The sequence below is a fragment of the Bradyrhizobium sp. LTSP885 genome, from assembly GCF_000938305.1.
Lineage (GTDB): Bacteria > Pseudomonadota > Alphaproteobacteria > Rhizobiales > Xanthobacteraceae > Bradyrhizobium.
Map to the genome: position 1 here is coordinate 163,703 of NZ_JYMT01000002.1, position 19,575 is coordinate 183,277.

Genomic DNA, 19,575 nt, shown 5'->3' on the forward strand with positions numbered 1-19,575 from the left:
GAGGCGCTTGTTACAGCGGCTTAGCCGATATTTTGCAGCGCCGGGAAGGTTTCCAATAGCCAAACGCTGACAGTCGACACGCTGCCGGTCAGGAAGGCGATGCCGGTGATCACCATCAGCACGCCCATCGCGCGCTCGACGTTGTGGAGCTGCCGCTTCATCCGGGCGAACAGCGAGGAGAACTGCTCGACCAGGAAGGCCGCCAGCAGGAACGGGATGCCGAGTCCCGCCGAATATACCGCAAGGAGCCCGGCGCCCCTGGTTACGGTGGCCTCTCCCGCGGCGATCGAGAGGATCGCGGCCAGGATCGGCCCGATGCACGGCGTCCAGCCGAACGCGAAGGCCAGGCCCATGACATAGGCGCCCCACAGCCCGATCGGCTTGGGCGCGGTCAGCCGCCCTTCGCGCATCAAGAGCCCGATCCGGGTCACGCCGAGGAAGTGCAGGCCCATGATGATGATGACGATCCCGGCCAGGATCGAGAGCTCGGCCGACCAGGCGCGGATCAGGCCGCCGACAAAGGACGCGCTGGCGCCGAGCGCGACGAACACGGTGGAGAAGCCGAGCACGAACATCAGCGCCGCAATCATCACCGCGCGCTTGGAGGCCGCCGTCGCCCCGTCCTGGTTGACCTGCTCGATGGTCGCACCGGTCAAATAGATCAAATAGGGCGGCACCAGCGGCAGCACGCAGGGCGACAGGAAGCTGACAAGGCCGGCGATCAAGGCCGCCGGGATCGAGACGTCGTGCATCAGTGAGCCTTTGAGGGTAACTGTCCTGTCTTGGCGTGTACGCAGTCAACAATCCAGAAGTTTCGTTATTGGTCGGTTCAACTATGGTCACAGGCCCGTGTCCGTAGTCCCGGCTTGAGTCCCGACTTGCGTCCGCGCCGGCGAAACAAAATGCGGATATGTTCCGTAATGCGGTAGAGATACCGCGAAACCGGGTTATCCAATGCGCATCGGCATCCGCAGTGCCATCTCCGCCCTCGTGCTGACCTCGATCGTGGTCAGCGCCGTCGGCGTGCATCTGCTGTGGTGGCGCACCGCACAACGGGTCAGCCAGACGTTGGCCGACACCATTAACGACCAGATCGTCTCCGCCGTAGGCGACGAGCTGCAGTCGATCACGACCGAAGCGCGATCGTCGATGATGGCCGTGCGCACGCTGCTGGCCGGAAAAGTGTTCGAGGCGCGTGACGCCGAAAAGCGCGAATTCGTCTTCAAATCGCAGTTGCTGTCTGAACCGACCATCTCCTGGGTCGCATTCGGATGGCCGGACGGATCGTTCTTTGCCGGACACAAGCTTGGCGACGCCGTGATCGAAATGTTCGAGATCACGCCCGACGCCAACACGTCTGATGCGAAGATGCGGCGCGACCGCTACGAATTTGTCGGCAATGACCTGCGGCTCAAGAGCAGCCAGATCGAGGACACCAAATATCGGGTCGCCGATCAGGAATGGTTTCGCGTATCCATGGAAACCAATGACGAGCACTGGTCCACGCTGACGACGCTTCCCAGCGGCGAGCGGCTGGCGGCGGCGTTTGCTGCGCCGATCGACGTCGATCAAAAGGCCACCGGCGTTCTGTCCATCATCATCGAACTGACGCGGGTTTCGAATTTCCTGTCGCAGCTCACGGTCGGAAAATCCGCCGGCGCCTTCATTCTGGAGCGCGACGGCAGCGCCGTGGCGTCCCCCGATCCGGACGCCAATGAACTCAACGCACTGAAAACCGATCATCCGCTGTTTCCCGTCGCAGTCGATGCAATGCGGCAGGCCGGGAGTGCCTACAATCCGAACGAAGGACAGCCGTTTCACACCCAGGTGACACGGGATGGCAAGGCCTACAAGGCCGTGCTGACGCCGATCTCGTTCCCGGGCTGGTCGCTGGTAACAGTGGTGCCGGAGTCGGAGTTTCTTGGTCCCGTACAATTGACCATTCGGAAATTGCTGATCGGCCTGGCGATCCTGATCGTCTTTGCCGGGCTGGTATCGGCATGGCTCGCCCAGCGCCTGATCGCGGCGCCCCTGATCAAGGTGATGGGCGAGATCAGGCATGTCGAACGCTTCGATCTGGACAAGGTGGAGCGGCACCCGTCGCGGCTGACCGAAATTGAAAACCTGTCGGGGGCGATCGGGGATATGGCGCAGGGGCTCGCCGCGTTCCGCAAATATATCCCGGCCGATCTGGTCCGGCGGCTGGTCAGCGACGGCAACGGTGCGCGGCTTGGCGGCGCGGTGCGGCCGATGAGTGTGATGTTCATCGATCTCGCCGGCTTCACCGGCATGTCGGAGCGGTCGGGCGACCGCATCATCCCGCTGCTGTCGCGCTATTTCGATGCCGTCTCGGGCGAGATCCAGAAGCAAGACGGCACCATCGACAAGTTCATCGGCGACGCCGTGATGGCGTTCTGGGGCGCGCCTTCGGAAAATCTCGGTCATGCCGTCGATTGCTGCCGGGCGGCGCTCGCCTGCCAGCGTGCGGTTGCACAGGCCGGCCTGGTCGACGACACCGGCGAGGCGATCAGGATCCGCATCGGCATCAATTCCGGCGACATGCTGGTCGGCAATATCGGCTCGGAGGTGCGGCTGAACTACACCGTGATCGGCGACGCCGTGAACATCGCAAGCCGCCTCGAGAGCACTAACAAAGTCTATGGCTCGACCATCATCATCGGCGAGGCGACGCGGCGGCTGGCGGGCGATCGCATTCTGGTCCGCGAGCTCGACCGGCTCGCGGTCTACGGCCGCGCCGGCGGCTTGCAGATCTTTGAACTGATCGGAATGGCCGATCAAAGCGCAACGCCTCCCGATTGGGTGACATCCTACGAAGCCGGCCTCGCAGCATGGCGCGCCGGTGATTTCACCGCGGCGATAACAGCGTTCGAGAAGACCCTGGCGCTGCGCGGCGGGGATGCCGCATCAACGCAGATGATCGCGCGCTGCCAGCATCAGCTCGCCAATCCCACGGATGCGGATTGGGACGGCACCAGTGTGGCGCGGACCAAGTAGGCCGTCGTCAAATCTGTCTCTTCAAGTGTTGTTGATAGCACGTCGCTCCCTTGCCACCACCGCGGACGGCCTTACAATTCGAGGCGGTGCATCCGCCTGCCGGGAGAGCCATGGTGATTGCGCGTCGGGACTTTCTTCTCGGAACGATCGCGAGCGCGGTCTGTTCGGTGCGGGCGTATGCCGGCTTCGCGCCGGATGAGGACATCAGAAATATCCTGCGGGATCGCGTCGATCGAGCCCGCCAAAGCCTCGGCATCGTCGCCAGCGTATTCGATTCCACCGGCCAGAAAACGGTGGCCCATGGCCACAGCGGCGCGGCCAACGATCGGGCGCTGGACGGCGACACCGTGTTCGAGATCGGCTCGATCACCAAGGTCTTCACGGCGTTGCTGCTGGCCGAGATGGTGACGCGTGGCGAGGTCGCCCTCGACGATCCGGCCGCGAAATTTCTTCCCACGGATGTGAAGATGCCGGCCCGCAGCGGAAAGCAGATCACATTGCTGGACCTTGCGACCTATTCATCCGGCCTGCCGCGCGTCCCCGACGGAATACCGGCCGACGGTGACAATCCCTATGCGGCCTACACCGTCGAACAGCTCTACGCGTTTCTCTCCGGCCACACCCTGCGCTTCGATCCGGGGACGCATTACGAATATTCCAATCTGGGATTCGGCCTGCTCGGGCATGTGCTCGCGCTGCGGGCCAACATGAGTTACGAGGACCTTGTGGTGTCGCGGGTCTGCGCGCCGCTGGGGCTGGCGGATACGCGGATATCGCTGACCGCCTCAATGCGCGAGCGCCTGGCGCAGGGGCATCTCTCCAATCTCAAGCCGGCCTCGAACTGGGATATTCCCACGCTTGCCGGTGCCGGCGCGCTGCGATCGACCGCCAACGACCTGGTCAAGTTCATGAATGCGACCTGCATGGCCGGCGCTGGCGCACCGCTGCGCCCGGCGATCGATCTGCTGCTGCAAACCCGCCGCCCAACGAACGTTCCGAGGTGGGAAGTCGGCCTTGGCTGGTTCATCCTGTCGGCCAACAAGGATGAGATCGTCTGGAAGGACGGCATGACCGGCGGATACGGCACCTTTGTCGGGTACTCCACCTCGCTGCGCTCCGGTGCGGTTGTGTTGTCCAACACGGCAAATTCCGTCAACGACATCGGGTTCAACCTGGCTAATCCTGCGAGCAAACTCGCCCAATATCCTCCGGAGGTGACGGTCGATCCTGCGATCCTTGCGGCCTACGCGGGCGTCTACCAGTTGGGACCGAATTTCGCGCTGACGATCCGCGCCGAGTCGGAAAGGCTGTTCGTGCGCGGGACCGGACAGCCCGAGTTTGAATTATTTGCCGAGAGCGAGAACCGCTTCTTCATGCGGATGGTCGACGCGCAGGGGATATTTCTGCGCGACAAGGATGGAAGGGTCGACCGGCTGCTCTGGCATCAGGGCGGCAGGTATCAGTATTGCCCGCGGACACCTTGACCGGGGTCGAGCACGATCATTGACGAAATGCAAAGCTCGGACAAATCAATGTCGCGAGAATGCGAGTGTATGACTCACAAGTGTTGCCACACACGCGCTGTCGTCCCGGGCTTGACCCGGGACCCATAACCACAAATGCTGATTGCTGCGCGACGCTGTGGCCCCAGCTCATCTAACAACCCAATCCTGTGGTTATGGGTCCCTGCTTCCGCAGGGACGACGGTGGGGGAGGGCAGTGCGCTTATCACGATCATCACCGCTTGCGCGCAGGCCGCGGCGCCGTCGTCTCGAATTCGCGGCCGCGAATCCGCACCAGATCGTCGGCGGAATGCGCCAGCAGCACGACCGTCGTCTCGCGCGCGGCGTCCGCGTCGCCCGCGGCAATCGCATCCAGCACGGCGCGGTGCTCGATCAGGGCGCGCGGACGGTGCGAGCCGGTCGCAGCGATTGCAAAGCTCTGGCGCAAGGTGATCTCGAACATCTGGGCGATCGGCCAGAAGAACTCGTTGCGGGTCGCGAAATAGATCGCCTGGTGAAAGGCGATGTCGGCGACGACGAACTCCTCGTTGATTTCAGCCGCGTCCATGCCGTCACAGCCGGCGCGGATGCGCGCGATATCCTCCTCGCTGGCCTGGACCGCGGCAAGCGCTGCGGCGGCCGGCTCGACCGCGGTGCGCAACTGAAACAGTTTTGCCAGATACTGATCCATATCCGATGTCTCGAGGTGCCAGCGCAGCACATCGGGATCGAGCTGATTCCACTGCTCGGCTGGACGGACACGCGTCCCGCTCTTCGGCCGCGACTCGATCAGGCCCTTGCCGGTGAGGGTGCGGATCGCCTCGCGCACCACGGTGCGGCTGACATCCATCATCTCGCAGATCTGCATTTCCGGCGGCAGCGTCTCGCCGATGCCGATCTCGCCGCGGACGATGCTGCCGCCGACCCGGTCGGTGACCTGGCTGTGCACGTTCCGACGCAACACGTTGGAGGTCTGGAACATCGGGGAGCCTCGTTGCGGTTGGTGCGTGCGTCGGCAGGCCGCGCCCTTGCACAATCCGGTTGCGGACTTGCGCAACCGGATTTGTTTTGTCATACATTATGACAAATAGCCTGCCAAGCTCGCTGCAATCAATGCGACGGGCAACAACAATGCGTTCCTGGGGAGGAGCACCATGATGTCGAAGCGCCTGAGCCGCCGAATTGTGTTGCAGTCGTCGGTCGGAGCCGGCGCGTGGCTTGCCGCCGCACCCGTGCTGATCGGGCGTGCCGAGGCTGCGACCATGAAGATGCGATGTTCGTCGTCGCTGCCCAACGATCTCAAATTCGCCAACGGCCGCGTCTACTACGACAATCTCGTCAAGCAGATCAAAGCGAACGGGCTCGGCGAGCAGATCGACGTCACCTTCTTCCCCGACAACCAACTCGGCCAGGAAATCGACGTCATCAATTCGGTGAAGCTCGGCGTGATCGACCTGATGGTCTCGGGCTCGTCGATCTCGGCCAACCTCGTGCCGCTGGTCGGCACCTTCGACCTCGGCTACCTCTTCTCGAGCTTCCCGCAGCAGACCAAGGCGTTCGACGCGGGTGCGGCGAAGCCGATCGAGGATGCGCTGCTCAAGGGCGGCAATATCCGCATCATCGCCTGGGCTTACAATTTCGGCGCCCGCAGCGTGCTGTCGAAGAAGCCGGTGAAGACGCCGGAGGATCTCGCCGGGCTGAAGATCCGTACCCTGCCGAACCCGATCATCACCGAATGCCTGCGCCTGATGGGCGCGGCGGCGACGCCGCTGGCGTTCGGCGAGATCTACACGGCGCTGCAGGCCGGTGTGCTCGACGGGCTCGAGCATGACCCGCCGACCATCCTCGCCAGCAAGTTCTACGAGACCGCAAAGAACTACGCGCTGACTCAGCATATCTTCTCGCCGCTCGCGGTCTATTTCAGCGACACGACATTCAATCGCATGGACCCCAAGCTGCGCGAGGGCTTCCTCGACGCCGCTAAAAAGGCTGCGATCGATACCCGCGTTCACGGCCTTGCGGTGGAGAAGGAAGCGCTGGCGGCGTTGGTGGAGAAGGGCGTCACTGTCGTGGAATGCGACAAGGAAGCGTTCCGCAAGCGTGTGCTGCCGCAGACCGACAATTTCATCAAGGCGCGGCCGGAGGCGAAGGCCGTCGTCGACATGATCCGCGCGACCCAGGCCTGAGGCCGTCGCGATGTCAGTCGCCGCAGTCGCACCCGGCACCAGTTATCGGATCACGGCGCCGCTGCTTGGCTTGAGCGACGCGATCGCCGCGATCCTGCTCGCCGCCGATTTGGTAGTGGTCTGCGTCTCGGTGCTGGCTCGTTACCTGTTCAATGCACCGGTCGAGTGGTCCGACGACGTCGCCCGCGGCCTGATGGTCGGGTCGAGTTTCTTCGGCGCGGCCAGCGCGCTGGCGCGCAGCGAGAACCTCGGCGTCGCCTTCTTCGTCGACATGCTGCCCGGAAGCGCGCGGCGTGTCGTCGATGCCGTCGGCGCGCTGCTCGTCACCATCGTCGCCGGTTATGTCGCGTTCAACGCTCTCAAGATGGGCTGGCTGACCACCGGGCAGACATCGGGCTCCGGCCTGCCGCTGGAATGGACGTTCTATCCGATGGGCGTCGGCGCGCTGTTCATGACGATCTTCGCCTTCGAACTGTTCTGCAGCCGGCCGCTGCGCGACATGATCGCAGGCATCGTCGCGACCGGGGTGATCGCCGGCGTCTATCTGGCCTGGGACGCATTTGCGCCGTCGTCGGTGCCGTCGTCGCAAACGCTGATGCTGGTCGGCTTCTTCGTCACGCTGGTCGGTGGATTGCCGATCGGATTTGCGCTGGCGCTGGCGGCGCTGATCTTCCTCTGGGTCGAGGGCACGCTGCCCGGCGTGATCTTCGCCCAGCAGATGGCGCGGGGCATCGACAATTTCGTGCTGCTGGCGATCCCGTTCTTCATCCTGGTCGGCTACCTGATGGAAGCCAACGGCATGTCGGTGCGGCTGATCGAGCTGTTGCAGCGTGGGGTTGGGCGGATGCGCGGCGGGCTCAATGTCGTGATGGTGATATCGATGGTGCTGTTCTCGGGCATCTCAGGCTCGAAAATGGCCGATGTCGCGGCCGTCGGCTCGGTGCTGATCCCGGCGGCGCGGCGCTCGCGGCAGAACCCGGGCAGCGCGGTGGCGTTGCTCGCCGCGTCGGCTGTCATGGCGGAGACGATTCCGCCCTGCATCAATCTGATCATCCTCGGCTTCGTTGCCAACCTCTCGATCGGTGGATTGTTCGTCGCCGGCATGCTGCCGGCCGCGCTGATGGCGGTGGCGCTGATCGCGGTGTCGATCATCTTCGGCAAGCGCCCGGCGGTAGTCAGCGAAGCCGAACCGCGCGCGGCGGTGTCGGGCCTGTGGACCGGTGCGATCGCCTCGTTCGGGCTGATCTTCATGATCTTCTTCGGCTTCAAGAGCGGCTTTGCCACCGCGACCGAAATCTCGGCCTTCGCCGCGGTCTATGCGATTGCCGTCGGCAGCCTGCTGTTCCGCGAGCTTGGCGTGAGGAGCCTCGCGCACTGCTTCGTGCAATCGGCGACGCGCTCGGGGCTGGTGCTGTTCATCGTCGCGGCGGCGCAGTCGCTCGCCTTCATCCTGACACTGCAGCAGGTGCCGCATGCGGTCGGCGAGTTCATGCTCTCGGTCTCCGGCAGCCATGGCGTCTGGCTGTTCCTGCTGTTGTCGATCGCGGTGCTGATAGTGATGGGCTCGGTGCTCGAAGGTGCCGCGGCGCTGATCATCTTCGGGCCGCTGCTGTTGCCGGTCGCGGTCAAGCTCGGCATTGACCCCCTGCATTTCGGCGTCGTGCTTGTGATCTCGATGGGGCTCGGGCTGTTCGCGCCGCCGCTTGGCCTCGGGCTCTATGGCGCCTGCCTGATCGGCAATGTGCCGATCGAGCAGACCATCAAGCCGATCTTGGGCTATCTCGGCCTGCTGCTGCTGTGCCTGCTGGTGATCGCCTTCGTGCCCGCCATCAGCACGGCGCTGCCGCGTGCGCTGGGTTACTAGGAGAGTGCGATCGTGAAAGTGCTGCTGGCCCACACCCCGCAGATGCGCCGCGACTATTATGGCGAACAGAGCCTGAGCGGCCTGCGTGGGGTGGCTGATGTCAAGCTGCATGAGGGCGACGTGGCGCTCGACGCGGCAGCCCTGGTGAGCGCCGCTGCTGATGTCGACATCATCGTCGCCGACCGCATGACGCCGGGCCCCGGTGAGATATTTCCGCTGCTGCCGAAACTGCGTGCTTTCGTGCGCTGCGCTGTCGATATCCGCAACATCGACGTCGAAGCTGCATCCGCCGCTGGCGTGCTGGTGACGCAGGCAAGCCCCGGTTTCATCCAGTCGGTCGCCGAGCTCGCGGTCGGCTTCATGGTCGACCTGTCGCGCGGTGTCTCGCGCGCTACCGCCGACTACCATGCGGGGAGGAGCCCCGACGTCGTGATGGGCCGGCAGCTGGCCGGCAGCACCATCGGCATCATCGGTTATGGTGCCATCGGCCGCGCTCTCGCCGAGATCGCAAAGGTGCTCGGCATGAAGGTGCTGGTCGCCGATCCCTTCGCCATCATCGACGACGCCGCGATCCGGCACCTGCCGCTCGACGATCTGCTGGCGCAGGCCGACTACGTCGTCTGTCTTGCGGTCGCCAATGCGCAGACCGAGAATCTGATCGGGGAGGCGGCGCTGGCGCGGATGCAACGGAACGCGTTCTTCATCAACCTGTCGCGCGGCAATTTGGTCGACGAGGTCGCGCTTGCGGCCGCTCTGCGCGACAACCGGATTGCCGGGGCGGCGATGGATGTCGGCCGCGCGCTCGACCAGATGCCGTCACCGGAGCTTGCGCAGCTCTCCAACGTCATCGCGACGCCGCATGTCGGCGGCCTGACGCCGCAGGCAATCGAGCATCAATCGTCGGAGACCGTGCGCCAGGTCGCAAAGATCATTGCCGGTGAAATTCCAGTCGGTGCCGTCAACGCCGATCAGTGGACGCGGCGGCCAAAGTGATGAACGCAGGTTGCGAGTCAATGCGTGGATGGGGGCTGGACAAGGCGTTTGGGTCAGGCTCAAACTTGGGTTGACCGAAACCGCAGCCATTGAAGCCGTGGATAATGAACAAACGGACGTCCGCGATCAACGACGGGCGCCCCAAAGAGGGAGTGCATCACATGGCCGTTTCACGCCGTGACGTTTTGTTGGGCAGCGCCGGCGCACTCGGCGCCGCATCGTTCTCTTTCCCGGCGCCTGCGATTGCACAGACCGAACCGATCAGGATTGGCTGCCTCGCGGCGATCACCGGTCCGAGCTCGGCACCAACCGTCGGCTTCAATCGCGGCGTCAATTTTGCCGTTGACGCCATCAACGGCGCCGGTGGGGTGAAGGGCCGCAAGATCGAACTCGTGATGCGCGACACCCAGGGCGATCCGACCAAGGCGGTCAACGCCACCCAGGAGCTGATCAGCCAGGCCAAGGTTCATGCGATCTGGGGACCGCTGAATTCGGGCGAGGCGCTGGCGACCACGCCGATCATGGCGCGCGCCAAGATGCCGGACCTTCACCCCTGCGTCGTCGAGACCCTGATCGATCCGGTCAAGTTCCCCAATGCGTTCCGCATCGCGCCATCAAACAGCCAATGGGACGATGCGGTGCGCAATTATTGTCTCAAGATACTCAAGGTGAAGAAGGTCGCAGTCATCGGTGACACCACCGGATACGGCGTCACTGCGGTTGGCGCGTCGGTCACGGCCTTCAAGAAGGACGGCGCCGAGGTGGTCTATCAAGCCAATGTCGATTCGACCCAGCCTGACATGACGCCGGATATGCTGCGTGCCAAGAACGCCGGCGCCGAGGCGATCGTGGTCTGGAGCGTCTCGACCGGCATGGAGGCGCGCATGTTCAACACCCGCGCCGCGCTGAACTGGGACGTTCCCTTTGTCGGTCATCCCTCGCTGGCGTCGGGCGAGCTCGCCAACCTCGTCGCCAAGCCGGAGAACTGGAACAAGGTCTATGCGATCGGCTACAAGAGCTGCAGCTATGACAGCGCCGGCAAGCTGCCGTCGAAGAGCGCGGATCTGGTCGCGCGCCTGACCAAGGCCAACGTCGCGCTGAACGACACGCTGCTGTGGTGGATCGCGGGCGGCATCGATTGCATCGAGCTGATTGCCAAGGCGGTTGCGGAAAGTGGCTCGACCGACGGCGCTGACATCATCAAATACTGGAATACGCTGTCGACCTATCCCGGCTATTTCGGCAACTTCCATTTCTCGCCGACCGAGCATAATGGCTACCTGACCGAGGAGATCGTGATGTCGGAGGCCAGCACCGCGAAGAACGGCACCTTCGCGCTGGCGCCGGGATACACCTAAGTCACGGGGAGGGCGCAGCCGATGCTCGCCTCGATGCTCACCTCGATTCTTGCATCCGGTCTCGCGGCCGGCGCGATCTACGCGCTGGTCGGCGTCACCTACAACACGATGTTCTCGACCTCGCGGGTGATGAGCTTCACCGCCGGCCAGCTCGCCATGTTGGGCGGCGTGTTCGGCTCGATGTTCACGCTGAAGCTGGGCCTGCCGATTGCCATAGGCTTCCTGCTGACGCTTGCTTGCTGCGCCGTGATCGGGGTCATCACCGAATTCGTCGCGGTGCGCCCGGTACTGAAGAATCTCGACCAGCACCTCTATGTGCTGTCGACATTGGCGGTTGCGCTGATGATCCAGCAGATCACCGCGATCAAATGGGGCACCGAGCCGCAGCCGTTCCCGCGCGCGGTTGGGCTGGGTGAGGGGGGCCTCGACGAGAAATTCTGGCTACCGGTTGTGGCCTGCGCCGTCACGATTCTGGGCCTCGAATATCTCTACCGCCGCACGCTGGTCGGTCGTGCCTTCCTGGCCATCGCGGAAGACAATTTTGCGGCGCGAGCGCTCGGATTGCCGGAACGCAATCTGCGGGTCGCGAGCTACGCGCTCGCCGGCGTGGTCGGCGGCATCGCGGGCTTCTCCGGCGGGCAATTGCTGCTCGCCTTCTTCGCCAATGGCGCGCTGCTGAATTTTTACGGCTTCGTGCCGGTGGCGCTCGGCGGGCTCGGCAACAATCGCGGGGCGATCATCGGCGGGCTGGCGCTCGGCCTGTTCCAGCAGGCCGCGAACTTCCTGGTCGGCGGCATCTTCTCCTCGGTTGCGGTGTTCACGCTGTTCATCGTGGTCTTGCTCGCCGCGCCACAAGGACTGTTCGGCGCGTCGACCGCGCGGAGAGTGTGATGACCGCGCTCACTGCCACTCCGTCCCGGACCGGCAGCGGCGCCTGGCGCGCGGCCTTGCCGCACATCGCGCCGTTCCTCGGTATCCTCGCGCTCGCATTGCTGCTGCCATTCGTCAGCAACGACTATTGGGCGCTGATCGGCACCCGCATGGCGATCTACTGGGTGCTGGTATCAGGCCTGAACCTGGTCGTCGGGTTCGCCGGTCATCTCGCGATCGGTTATGTCGCGCTGCTGACGCTTGGTGCCTACACGACGAGCGTGCTGGTCGCGGGCAATGTGATGCCTGCGATTCCGGTGTTCGCCGCGTTGCCGGTCGCAGGCTGCATCGGGGCGATTTTCGGCGTGATCGTCGGCCTGCCGGCGCTGCGGCTGCGCACCTTCTACTTCGCTATGTCGACGCTCGGCTTTGCCACCATCGTGACCCAGATCGCGCTGGCCTGGCAGAGTGTCACCGGCGGCGGCATCGGCATCACCGGTCCCGAATTCCCGGAGCCGTTCAACACGCCGTGGGGTTTCTACGGCCTCTGCATCGCATTCGCGGCTGTTACCACCTGGATGAGCGCCAACATCGCGCGCAGCCGGTTCGGCCGCGCCCTGATCGCGGTGCGCGATGCCGAAGTCGCCGCCGAAGCCACCGGCATCTCAAAGCCAAAGATGCTGGTCGCGATCTTCCTGTTCGCCGGTGCGCTCGCTGCGATCGCCGGCGGACTGTTCGCGACCTTGCAGACCTATATCACGCCGGATGCCTTCACCTTCGATCTCTCGGTGCTGTTCTTCATCGCGATCCTGATCGGCGGCCGCGGCTCGATCCTGGGGCCGATGCTCGGCACCATCATCCTGACCATCTTGCCGGAGATTGCCGCACCTCTGGCGGCATGGTCGACATTTCTCTACGCCGTGCTGCTGCTGGTGATCGTGCTGGTGATGCCCGGCGGCATCGCGGCGCTGCTCGATTTCCGCAACCGCCGCCCGCTCGCGAGCAACCGCGCCATCGTTCCGCGGCCGGCTGTTCTCGCCGACATCGTGCGCCGCCGGGCCGGCGGCAAGGCGCTGAAGCTGCGTGGAATTGCGCTGAGTTTCGGTAATGTGAAAGCGATCGACGGGCTCGATCTCGACGTTGCGCCCGGCCAGATCCACGGCCTGATCGGTCCGAACGGCAGCGGCAAGACCACGACGCTCAACGTGATCTCGGGCTACTACGCCGCGAAAGCCGGCACTATGACGCTCGGCGATGAGGTGCTGCCCGCGGGCCAGCCCCTGTCGCGCGCCATCAGCGGCATCGCACGCACCTTCCAGACACCGCGCGTGATCGGCGAGGCCTCGGTGCTTGAGAACGTCATGATCGGCGGATCGATCGAGGGCAGGGCGACCTTCGTCGAGGCGATGCTTGCTTTGCCGCGCAATAGCGCGGACGAACGCTTGCTTGCCGCCAAGGCGCGGGCGCTGCTCAGCGTCGTCGGACTGGAAAGCCTCGCCGACGTGCGCGTCGATCGCCTGCAGCACAGCGAGTTGCGCTTCATCGAGATCGCGCGGGCGCTGATGCTGGATCCGGATTTCCTGCTGCTCGACGAGCCCGCAGCAGGTCTTTCCAATAACGAGATCGCGCGGCTGGCTGCGCTGATCAAGGCGGTCTGCAGCCGCGGCACCGGCGTGCTGCTGGTCGAGCATCATGCCGATCTGATCTTCGACATCTGCCATCAGGTCACCGTGCTCAATCTCGGCCGCACGCTGGCGGCGGGAACGCCGGCGGAGATTCGTATCCACAAGGAGGTCGTCAGTGCCTACCTCGGCGGCTGAACCTCTGCTCGCGGTGCGCGCGCTGGAATCCGGCTACGGAAAAATCCGCGTGCTGCACGGCATTGATCTCACCATCGCCGCCGGCGAGGTTGTTGCCTTGCTCGGTCCCAACGGCGCCGGCAAGACCACGCTGCTGCGCGCGATGTCGGGGCTGCTGCCGGTCACCGCCGGGCGTATCCGGTTCGATGGCCGCGACATGACCAATGCCACGCCTCGCGATGCCGCGCGCGCCGGCCTCGTGCATGTGATCGAGGGCCATCGGGTCTTCACGCAGATCTCGGTCACCGACAATCTGCTGCTCGCCGGCTACGACCTGCCGCGCGCCGAACGCAGCGGGCGAATCGAGGAGGCACTGTCGTTCTTCCCGGAGATCGCCGAGAAACGCCACGAGCGTGGTGGCGCGCTCTCGGGCGGACAGCAGCAGATGCTGACGGTGGCGCAGGGCCTGGTTCGCCGTCCCCGGCTGTTGATGCTGGATGAACCCTCCGCCGGCCTGTCGCCGGTGCTGGTCGACCGCGTCCTCAATGTCATCGACCGGCTGCGCCAGCAGGGCACCGCCGTGCTGCTGGTCGAGCAACTGCTGGAAAAGGCGCTGGCATCGGCCGACCGCGTCTATGCCCTGGTGCAGGGCGCAATCGCGCTGGAGGCGCCGACCGGCGAAAGCGACCTGCCGTACCGGCTCGAGCGCGCTTATTTCGGGCACGAAAGCCATGCGCTGGGGGATTGAGCGCCTTATCCCGGCCTCGCTTAAAGGTAAGGCTTGGCGTTGGACGCCGATTCTGGCTTCATAGGCTCATGTGACCGGCCTCCCGATCGTGCCAGGGCGTGCCGGAGTCTGTAAACGGACAGCAGATCGGGAGGGTGGTGTTGATGCTGTGCCCGGCCTGTCAGACTGAGACCCTCGGGGAAGATGGCGTCTGCCGGTCGTGTGGCCTCAGCTTTACCGCCGTCTGTGTGAATTGCCAGCATGCCAATCTCGAATCCGCACGGTTTTGCGGTGCCTGCGGTGAGCGCCTGGTCCAGGTCCAGCCGGTTGGCGAGCGCAAGGTCGTCACCGTGATGTTTGCCGACATTGTCGGCTCCACGGAATTGATCGGGGACAACGATCCCGAGCTTGCCCTTGATCGCCTGCCGCCGGCGCTGGCGCGGATGGGCAATGCGGTCCAGCAGTTTCACGGCACCATCATGCGCAGCATGGGCGACGGGCTGATGGTGATCTTCGGCATCCCCCATGCCCAGGAGGACCATGCGCTGCGTGCCTGCCAGGCGGCACTCACCATGATGCAGTCGTCGCGGGACAACGACATCGTGCTGCGCGTCGGCATTCATTCCGGGGAAATCGTCGCGGGCGTGCCCGACAAGTTCACCAAAGAGCAGAGCGTCTACGGCGCCGCTGTACATCTTGCGAGCCGGCTTGAGCATATGGCCCAGCCTGGCGACATCTGCATCACCGAGTCGACGTTCAAGCTGGTGCAGTCGTTTTGCGACGCGCATGCCCTGGGCCATCAGGACGTGAAGGGATTTCCGCGGCCGATCGGTATCTACCGGCTGGTCGGCATGACGCCGGCGCGCGCGCCGTTCCGTGATGCCGTCGTCGGCAGCTATCGGGGGCGCGACGCCGAACTTGCCATCCTCCAGCAGGCGTTCGCCGGGGCCGAGCAGGGCGCCGGCAAGGTGATCGGGATTTCGGCGCCGCCCGGCATCGGCAAGAGCCGCCTGTGCTTCGAATTCGCCCGCAGCGCCAGGGAGCGTCTGGTGCCGGTGCAGGAGGCAAGTGCATCGCCCTACGACCATTCCGGCCCGCTGCAGCCGCTGCTGGAATTCTTCCGCAACTTCTTCCGGATCGCCTCGAGCGACGATGCGGAGGCGGCGCGCACCAAGATCGCGGAACGGATCGCGTCCTCGGTCCCGCATTTGATGGACGACGTGGCGTTGCTCGCCGATTTTCTCGGCATCCGCGACCCGCAATCCCCGGCGCCTGCGATGGAGCCAAAGACGCGGCACACGCGGCTTGTCAATCTCGTGGTAAGCCTCGTGCGCGACGGCACGCGCACGCCGTCGGTGATCATCATCGAGGACATCCACTGGCTCGACGAGGCGAGCATCGAGTTCGTCTCGGCGCTGGTGAATGTCGCGCATGTCAGCCGCGCCCTGATTATTCTCACATACCGGCCGAGCTATCATGCGCCGTGGCAGGAGGGGCCGGAATTCAAGGAGATCCGGCTCGTCGAACTCCATGATGAGGATATTTCCGCCTTGATCGAAGATGTGATCGGCGATCATCCATCCACCGGCGCAATTTCCGGCAGCATTGTCGAACGAAGTGGCGGGAATCCGTTCTTCGCGGAGGAATTGATCCGGTCGCTGATCGATGGTGGCGATCTCACCGGCAGGCCTGGCTATTACGAGACGTCCGGGCAGGTATCGCCTGAGACACTGCCGGCGACGGTCCAGACTGTGATCGGTGCGCGCATCGACCGCCTTGCGCCGATGGACAAGGAGGTGCTGCAGATCGGCGCTACGATTGGACGGGAATTTCCACTTTCGGTGCTGGCCGAAGTGACACGCACGACCTACACCGATCTCGTTGGCATTCTCAGCCGATTGTCGCAGCTTGAGTTGATCCAGGCGGGGGCCAGCGAGACTGAGCAGGTTCGCTTTGCCTTCCGCCATCCGCTGATCCAGGAAGTTGCCTACGCCATGCAACTGCGCACACGCCGCGTCGAGTTGCATGCCGCGGTGGCCAGGGCGCTTGAGCGCTTCCACCACAATCAGCTGAGCGAATATGCCGACCCGATCGCCCATCATTTCGAGGCGGCGAAGGATTATGCGCCGGCGGCCGCCTACACCGCGCGCGCTGCGGCCTGGATCGGCACCACCAATTCGCGCCTGGCGATGAAGTCGTGGCTGAAGGTCCGCCGGCTGCTACAATCGCTGCCTTATTCGTCCGAGACCAACCAGCTGCGCATGCGTGCATCGCTGCAGATCGTGGCTCTTGGCTGGCGCGATGGTATGACTGTCGACGAGGCCGCGCCGTTCTTCAAGGAAGCGCTCGATATCGCGCGGGATTTGAAGGACTCGGTCTCGGAGGTGTTGATCCTCGCCGCCTTTGGCCGAATCTCCACCTGCACCGGCTCGGCGGATGAATACGCAAAGCAGGTGTTGCAGGCGATTGATTTGTCCGACAGCACGGACCTCAGCGTCCAGGCGATACTGCTCGTGTTCCTCTGCCAGGCCTACGGCCACGCCGGCAAGCTGCGGGAAGCGCTCGCGGCCGGCGATACCGCCCTTCGCCAGATCGACAACATCCGGAGATCCCACGAGGCGGTGATCGGATTCAATGTGAAGCGCTGGGCTGAGAGCCTGCGCACGCGGATATTGGCGCGGATGGGCAGCTTCGACATTGCACGCAACTGCATTGCGCAGTTGATATCGAGCGAGCAGGAACACCCCGATGCGGCCATCCAGTCAATACCGCACCATGCCGGCGCCGAATTGGCGTGGCTGATGCACGACCGGGAGCTCGCCGGATTTCATAGTCAGCGCATCGACGAGATCGCTGCTACAAGCAGCATCCCTTACCTCGCGGTCTATGCGAATGCGTTCCGCGGGCTTGCGCTGTCATTATCCGGAGATCACGTCGGGGCGATTCAGAAGATTGAATCAGCCATTCACCTTGCGCGGGAGGTTTTTGCCGGCCTGGAATACGAAAGCGACATGCTGGCGTTCTTGGCGGAAATCCATCTTAGGAATGACAGTCCTGCCGCGGCCTTCCGCGCTGCCGAAAACGCCATCGCGGTCGCGGCAGAGCGGCGATCGCGCCTTGCGGAGTGTCGCGCCACGCTGGTGCTGGCACAGGTGGTCAGCGCAGGAAGCGTACAGCATCCGGGATATCGGCTGAGTGACCTGCTGGCCCGCGCCCGGGACCTTATCGAGGAGACCGGCGCGCGGCCTTTCGAGAGCCTGTTCCCGCTCGCGCAGTCGTCGGCGGGGTCTTGCGGACAAGAAGCGTGAATTCCCGAAGTCCGTAGCCGGTGATCAACTCCACGCGGCCAAACCGCTCGCAAAGCGGCGTCCAACGCTCCGGCGTGGTGCGATACAGCCCCGCTTCGGCAGGGGCCTCATCGCGAGGCAACATGAAATTGACGGCAAAACCAATCCGGCTGCTGGCCTCGAGATCGGTGAGGATCGCCTCGACATAGACTTCCCATTCGCCGACGGGATGACCGAGCCGGACGTTGAAGGTGCCGCTTGTGAGCGAATAGTCGGCGAGTGCGCCGCACTGCGAACCCTCGGCGAACACGGCCTGCGTGTTGCCGGCCCAGCGGGTGCGGGCGGCCGCGATCATCGCCGGCGAAATGTCGATGCCGCGATAGGTCACCTTTGCATCGCCATGCCGCATGGCCAGGAATTCCAGCAATGCGCCGTAGCCGCAGCCGAAATCGTTCAGGCTGAATGTTTGCCCGAAATCGCATAGCTTCACGAGCTGCACGAAGCGCAGATACTGCGAGAGCACGTTCGGCCAATCGACCCCGAGCGGGGTCGGGCCGTGACGCTCCAGCGTTCCGGAATAATAATCGCGAACCTTGGCGTGCAGTTCGAGCATCGCCGAGGTTTCACGCTATTTCTTGCGCTTGCCGGCCTTCGGGTGGTCGGCCCCGATCGTTGGCATCGAGATCGTAAGAAAAACCAAAGGGGAAAAACTCAGGACGCGATCGCCGGCCGTCACCTTCACGACGCCCTTCGGTTGGTCCCCAGAGTGCGAGGTAAAGAACACCGACAACGGCTTGCCGCTCTCGAGATTGCCTTGCAGCGACGCGATGATTTGATCGTGTCCATTCAGCTTCGACGGCTTGCCGTCGACTGACGCGCCCGCCTTCTTCAGCAGATTCAGATATTTGAAAAACCCCTCGCGATCCTCTTCGCCAACCGGCGCAATATTGAGCAGCCCGAAGGACATCCGCAGCGTATGCTGCGGCGAGAAGACCTTGAACTCCTTCTGAAACTGGACCATTTCGCCCAGGGCTTCAGCAATAAATCGGGAATTCATCTGTTGTAGAAGATCCGGGACGTAACGGTCGGCAACCAAACTGCCCATGGTATTTCTCCCCAAAAAGCCATGATAACCCGATTCCCCGCTTTCGGCGAGATGTCGGCGGATGGCTGGCTCACGGTACAATCACCAATTCGCGCCGCTGTCTATGAACTGCTTCACAGAGTTGGCCGTGCATGATGCAAAGGCGACGCTTTTCGTGAGCCGCCCGTCCGGTTGGCTTCTTGTCCGTCCCATTCTCAGGCTCAACGGCCGCTTGAAGTCAACAAGCTTCAACAGCTGCACGAGGCGCAGACATTGCGACGCAGCGCTTGGCCAGTCGACTCCAAGCGGAGTGGGGCCATGACGCTCAAGCGTTCTCGACCAGTAGTTCCTTACCTTGGTCTCCAATCAATGCATCTACAACGCCCCTGCTGCCGGCCTTCATCTTGTATGCCTCGGCAGAAATCATGGGAAATGAGATCGTGAGGAAGCTTTCGCTCGAAAAACTCAGCACTTGTTCATAGGAAATTCGCACGGTTCCTTTTGTTCTCCCACTTGCGTGGTTGGTAAAGAACACCGGCTTTGGATTGTTGCTCTCCAGGTTTTGCTGAATGGACAGCATGATCTGATCGTGCCCGCTTGTCGCCGTTGGTGTCCCGTCAAGCTCAGCTGCAGTCTTCTTCAGTCGATCGAAGTAAATCATGAACCCGTTACGATCCCTTTCTTCGACGGGAGCGATGCCGAGGAGTGCGAATGCACTTCTCAGCGTATGTTGTGGCGAAAACACCTTGAATTCCTTCTGAAGCGCAATCATCTCGGTCAAGGCATCTCCCATGAACCTGCGGTTTATCTGCGTCAGAACGTTCGGGACATAGCTGTCGGCGCACAAGCCACCCATGCTGCTCTCCTCTGAAGATTAGCAAACCCATTTT

15 protein-coding genes are annotated in these 19,575 nt (G+C 63.5%); 10 read left to right on the forward strand and 5 right to left on the reverse strand.

Annotated features, from left to right (window positions below):
* Positions 1–20 precede the first annotated feature (20 nt).
* Complete coding sequence (locus UP09_RS00790; protein WP_082069915.1) at positions 21–752, reverse strand: cytochrome c biogenesis CcdA family protein; 732 nt, start codon at positions 750–752, stop codon at positions 21–23.
* 202 nt (positions 753–954) lie between these two features.
* On the opposite strand from UP09_RS00790, the gene UP09_RS00795 reads away from it, so the two are divergent.
* Positions 955–3,015, forward strand: coding sequence for an adenylate/guanylate cyclase domain-containing protein (locus UP09_RS00795; protein WP_044536089.1), 2,061 nt, complete (start codon positions 955–957; stop codon positions 3,013–3,015).
* A 110-nt stretch (positions 3,016–3,125) separates the two neighbouring features.
* On the forward strand, positions 3,126–4,499 hold the full coding sequence (locus UP09_RS00800) for a serine hydrolase (protein WP_044536090.1): 1,374 nt from the start codon (positions 3,126–3,128) through the stop codon (positions 4,497–4,499).
* Between the two features lie 253 nt (positions 4,500–4,752).
* Here the strand turns inward: UP09_RS00800 and UP09_RS00805 are convergent, their stop codons facing one another.
* Positions 4,753–5,499, reverse strand: coding sequence for a FadR/GntR family transcriptional regulator (locus tag UP09_RS00805; RefSeq protein ID WP_044536091.1), 747 nt, complete (start codon positions 5,497–5,499; stop codon positions 4,753–4,755).
* 172 nt (positions 5,500–5,671) lie between these two features.
* On the opposite strand from UP09_RS00805, the gene UP09_RS00810 reads away from it, so the two are divergent.
* The 8 genes from UP09_RS00810 to UP09_RS00845 all read left to right on the forward strand — a co-directional run bounded on the left by UP09_RS00810 (position 5,672) and on the right by UP09_RS00845 (position 17,622).
* Positions 5,672–6,703: a TRAP transporter substrate-binding protein gene (locus UP09_RS00810; protein WP_044536092.1), complete on the forward strand. Its 1,032-nt coding sequence runs from the start codon at positions 5,672–5,674 to the stop codon at positions 6,701–6,703.
* Between the two features lie 10 nt (positions 6,704–6,713).
* Entirely contained in the window at positions 6,714–8,567 is a 1,854-nt protein-coding gene (locus tag UP09_RS00815) for a TRAP transporter large permease (protein ID WP_044536093.1), read from the forward strand.
* Between the two features lie 12 nt (positions 8,568–8,579).
* The gene (locus UP09_RS00820) at positions 8,580–9,560 is read left to right on the forward strand and encodes an NAD(P)-dependent oxidoreductase (RefSeq protein ID WP_044536094.1); all 981 of its coding nucleotides are present in this window, start codon (positions 8,580–8,582) and stop codon (positions 9,558–9,560) included.
* 161 nt (positions 9,561–9,721) lie between these two features.
* On the forward strand, positions 9,722–10,918 hold the full coding sequence (locus tag UP09_RS00825; RefSeq protein WP_044536203.1) for an ABC transporter substrate-binding protein: 1,197 nt from the start codon (positions 9,722–9,724) through the stop codon (positions 10,916–10,918).
* A gap of 21 nt (positions 10,919–10,939) precedes the next feature.
* On the forward strand, positions 10,940–11,809 hold the full coding sequence (locus tag UP09_RS00830; protein ID WP_052832906.1) for a branched-chain amino acid ABC transporter permease: 870 nt from the start codon (positions 10,940–10,942) through the stop codon (positions 11,807–11,809).
* Positions 11,809–13,608, forward strand: a complete 1,800-nt coding sequence (locus tag UP09_RS00835; RefSeq protein WP_044536095.1) for a branched-chain amino acid ABC transporter ATP-binding protein/permease — start codon at positions 11,809–11,811, stop codon at positions 13,606–13,608. Before UP09_RS00830 ends, UP09_RS00835 begins: the two co-directional genes overlap by 1 nt.
* The gene (locus UP09_RS00840; protein WP_052832907.1) at positions 13,589–14,335 is read left to right on the forward strand and encodes an ABC transporter ATP-binding protein; all 747 of its coding nucleotides are present in this window, start codon (positions 13,589–13,591) and stop codon (positions 14,333–14,335) included. The genes UP09_RS00835 and UP09_RS00840 overlap by 20 nt, the downstream gene beginning before the upstream one ends.
* 227 nt (positions 14,336–14,562) lie before the next feature.
* Complete coding sequence (locus UP09_RS00845; protein WP_052832908.1) at positions 14,563–17,622, forward strand: adenylate/guanylate cyclase domain-containing protein; 3,060 nt, start codon at positions 14,563–14,565, stop codon at positions 17,620–17,622.
* On the opposite strand, the gene UP09_RS00850 is transcribed toward UP09_RS00845, so the two are convergent.
* The 3 genes from UP09_RS00850 to UP09_RS00860 all read right to left on the reverse strand — a co-directional run bounded on the left by UP09_RS00850 (position 17,537) and on the right by UP09_RS00860 (position 19,541).
* Positions 17,537–18,214 carry a class I SAM-dependent methyltransferase gene (locus tag UP09_RS00850; RefSeq protein WP_044536096.1) on the reverse strand — a complete coding sequence of 226 codons (678 nt, stop codon included), beginning with the start codon at positions 18,212–18,214 and terminating at the stop codon, positions 17,537–17,539. The genes UP09_RS00845 and UP09_RS00850 overlap by 86 nt on opposite strands.
* Before the next feature lie 15 nt (positions 18,215–18,229).
* Positions 18,230–18,706 carry a hypothetical protein gene (locus UP09_RS00855; protein ID WP_044536097.1) on the reverse strand — a complete coding sequence of 159 codons (477 nt, stop codon included), beginning with the start codon at positions 18,704–18,706 and terminating at the stop codon, positions 18,230–18,232.
* 304 nt (positions 18,707–19,010) lie between these two features.
* Positions 19,011–19,541: a hypothetical protein gene (locus UP09_RS00860; RefSeq protein ID WP_044536098.1), complete on the reverse strand. Its 531-nt coding sequence runs from the start codon at positions 19,539–19,541 to the stop codon at positions 19,011–19,013.
* Positions 19,542–19,575 lie beyond the last annotated feature (34 nt).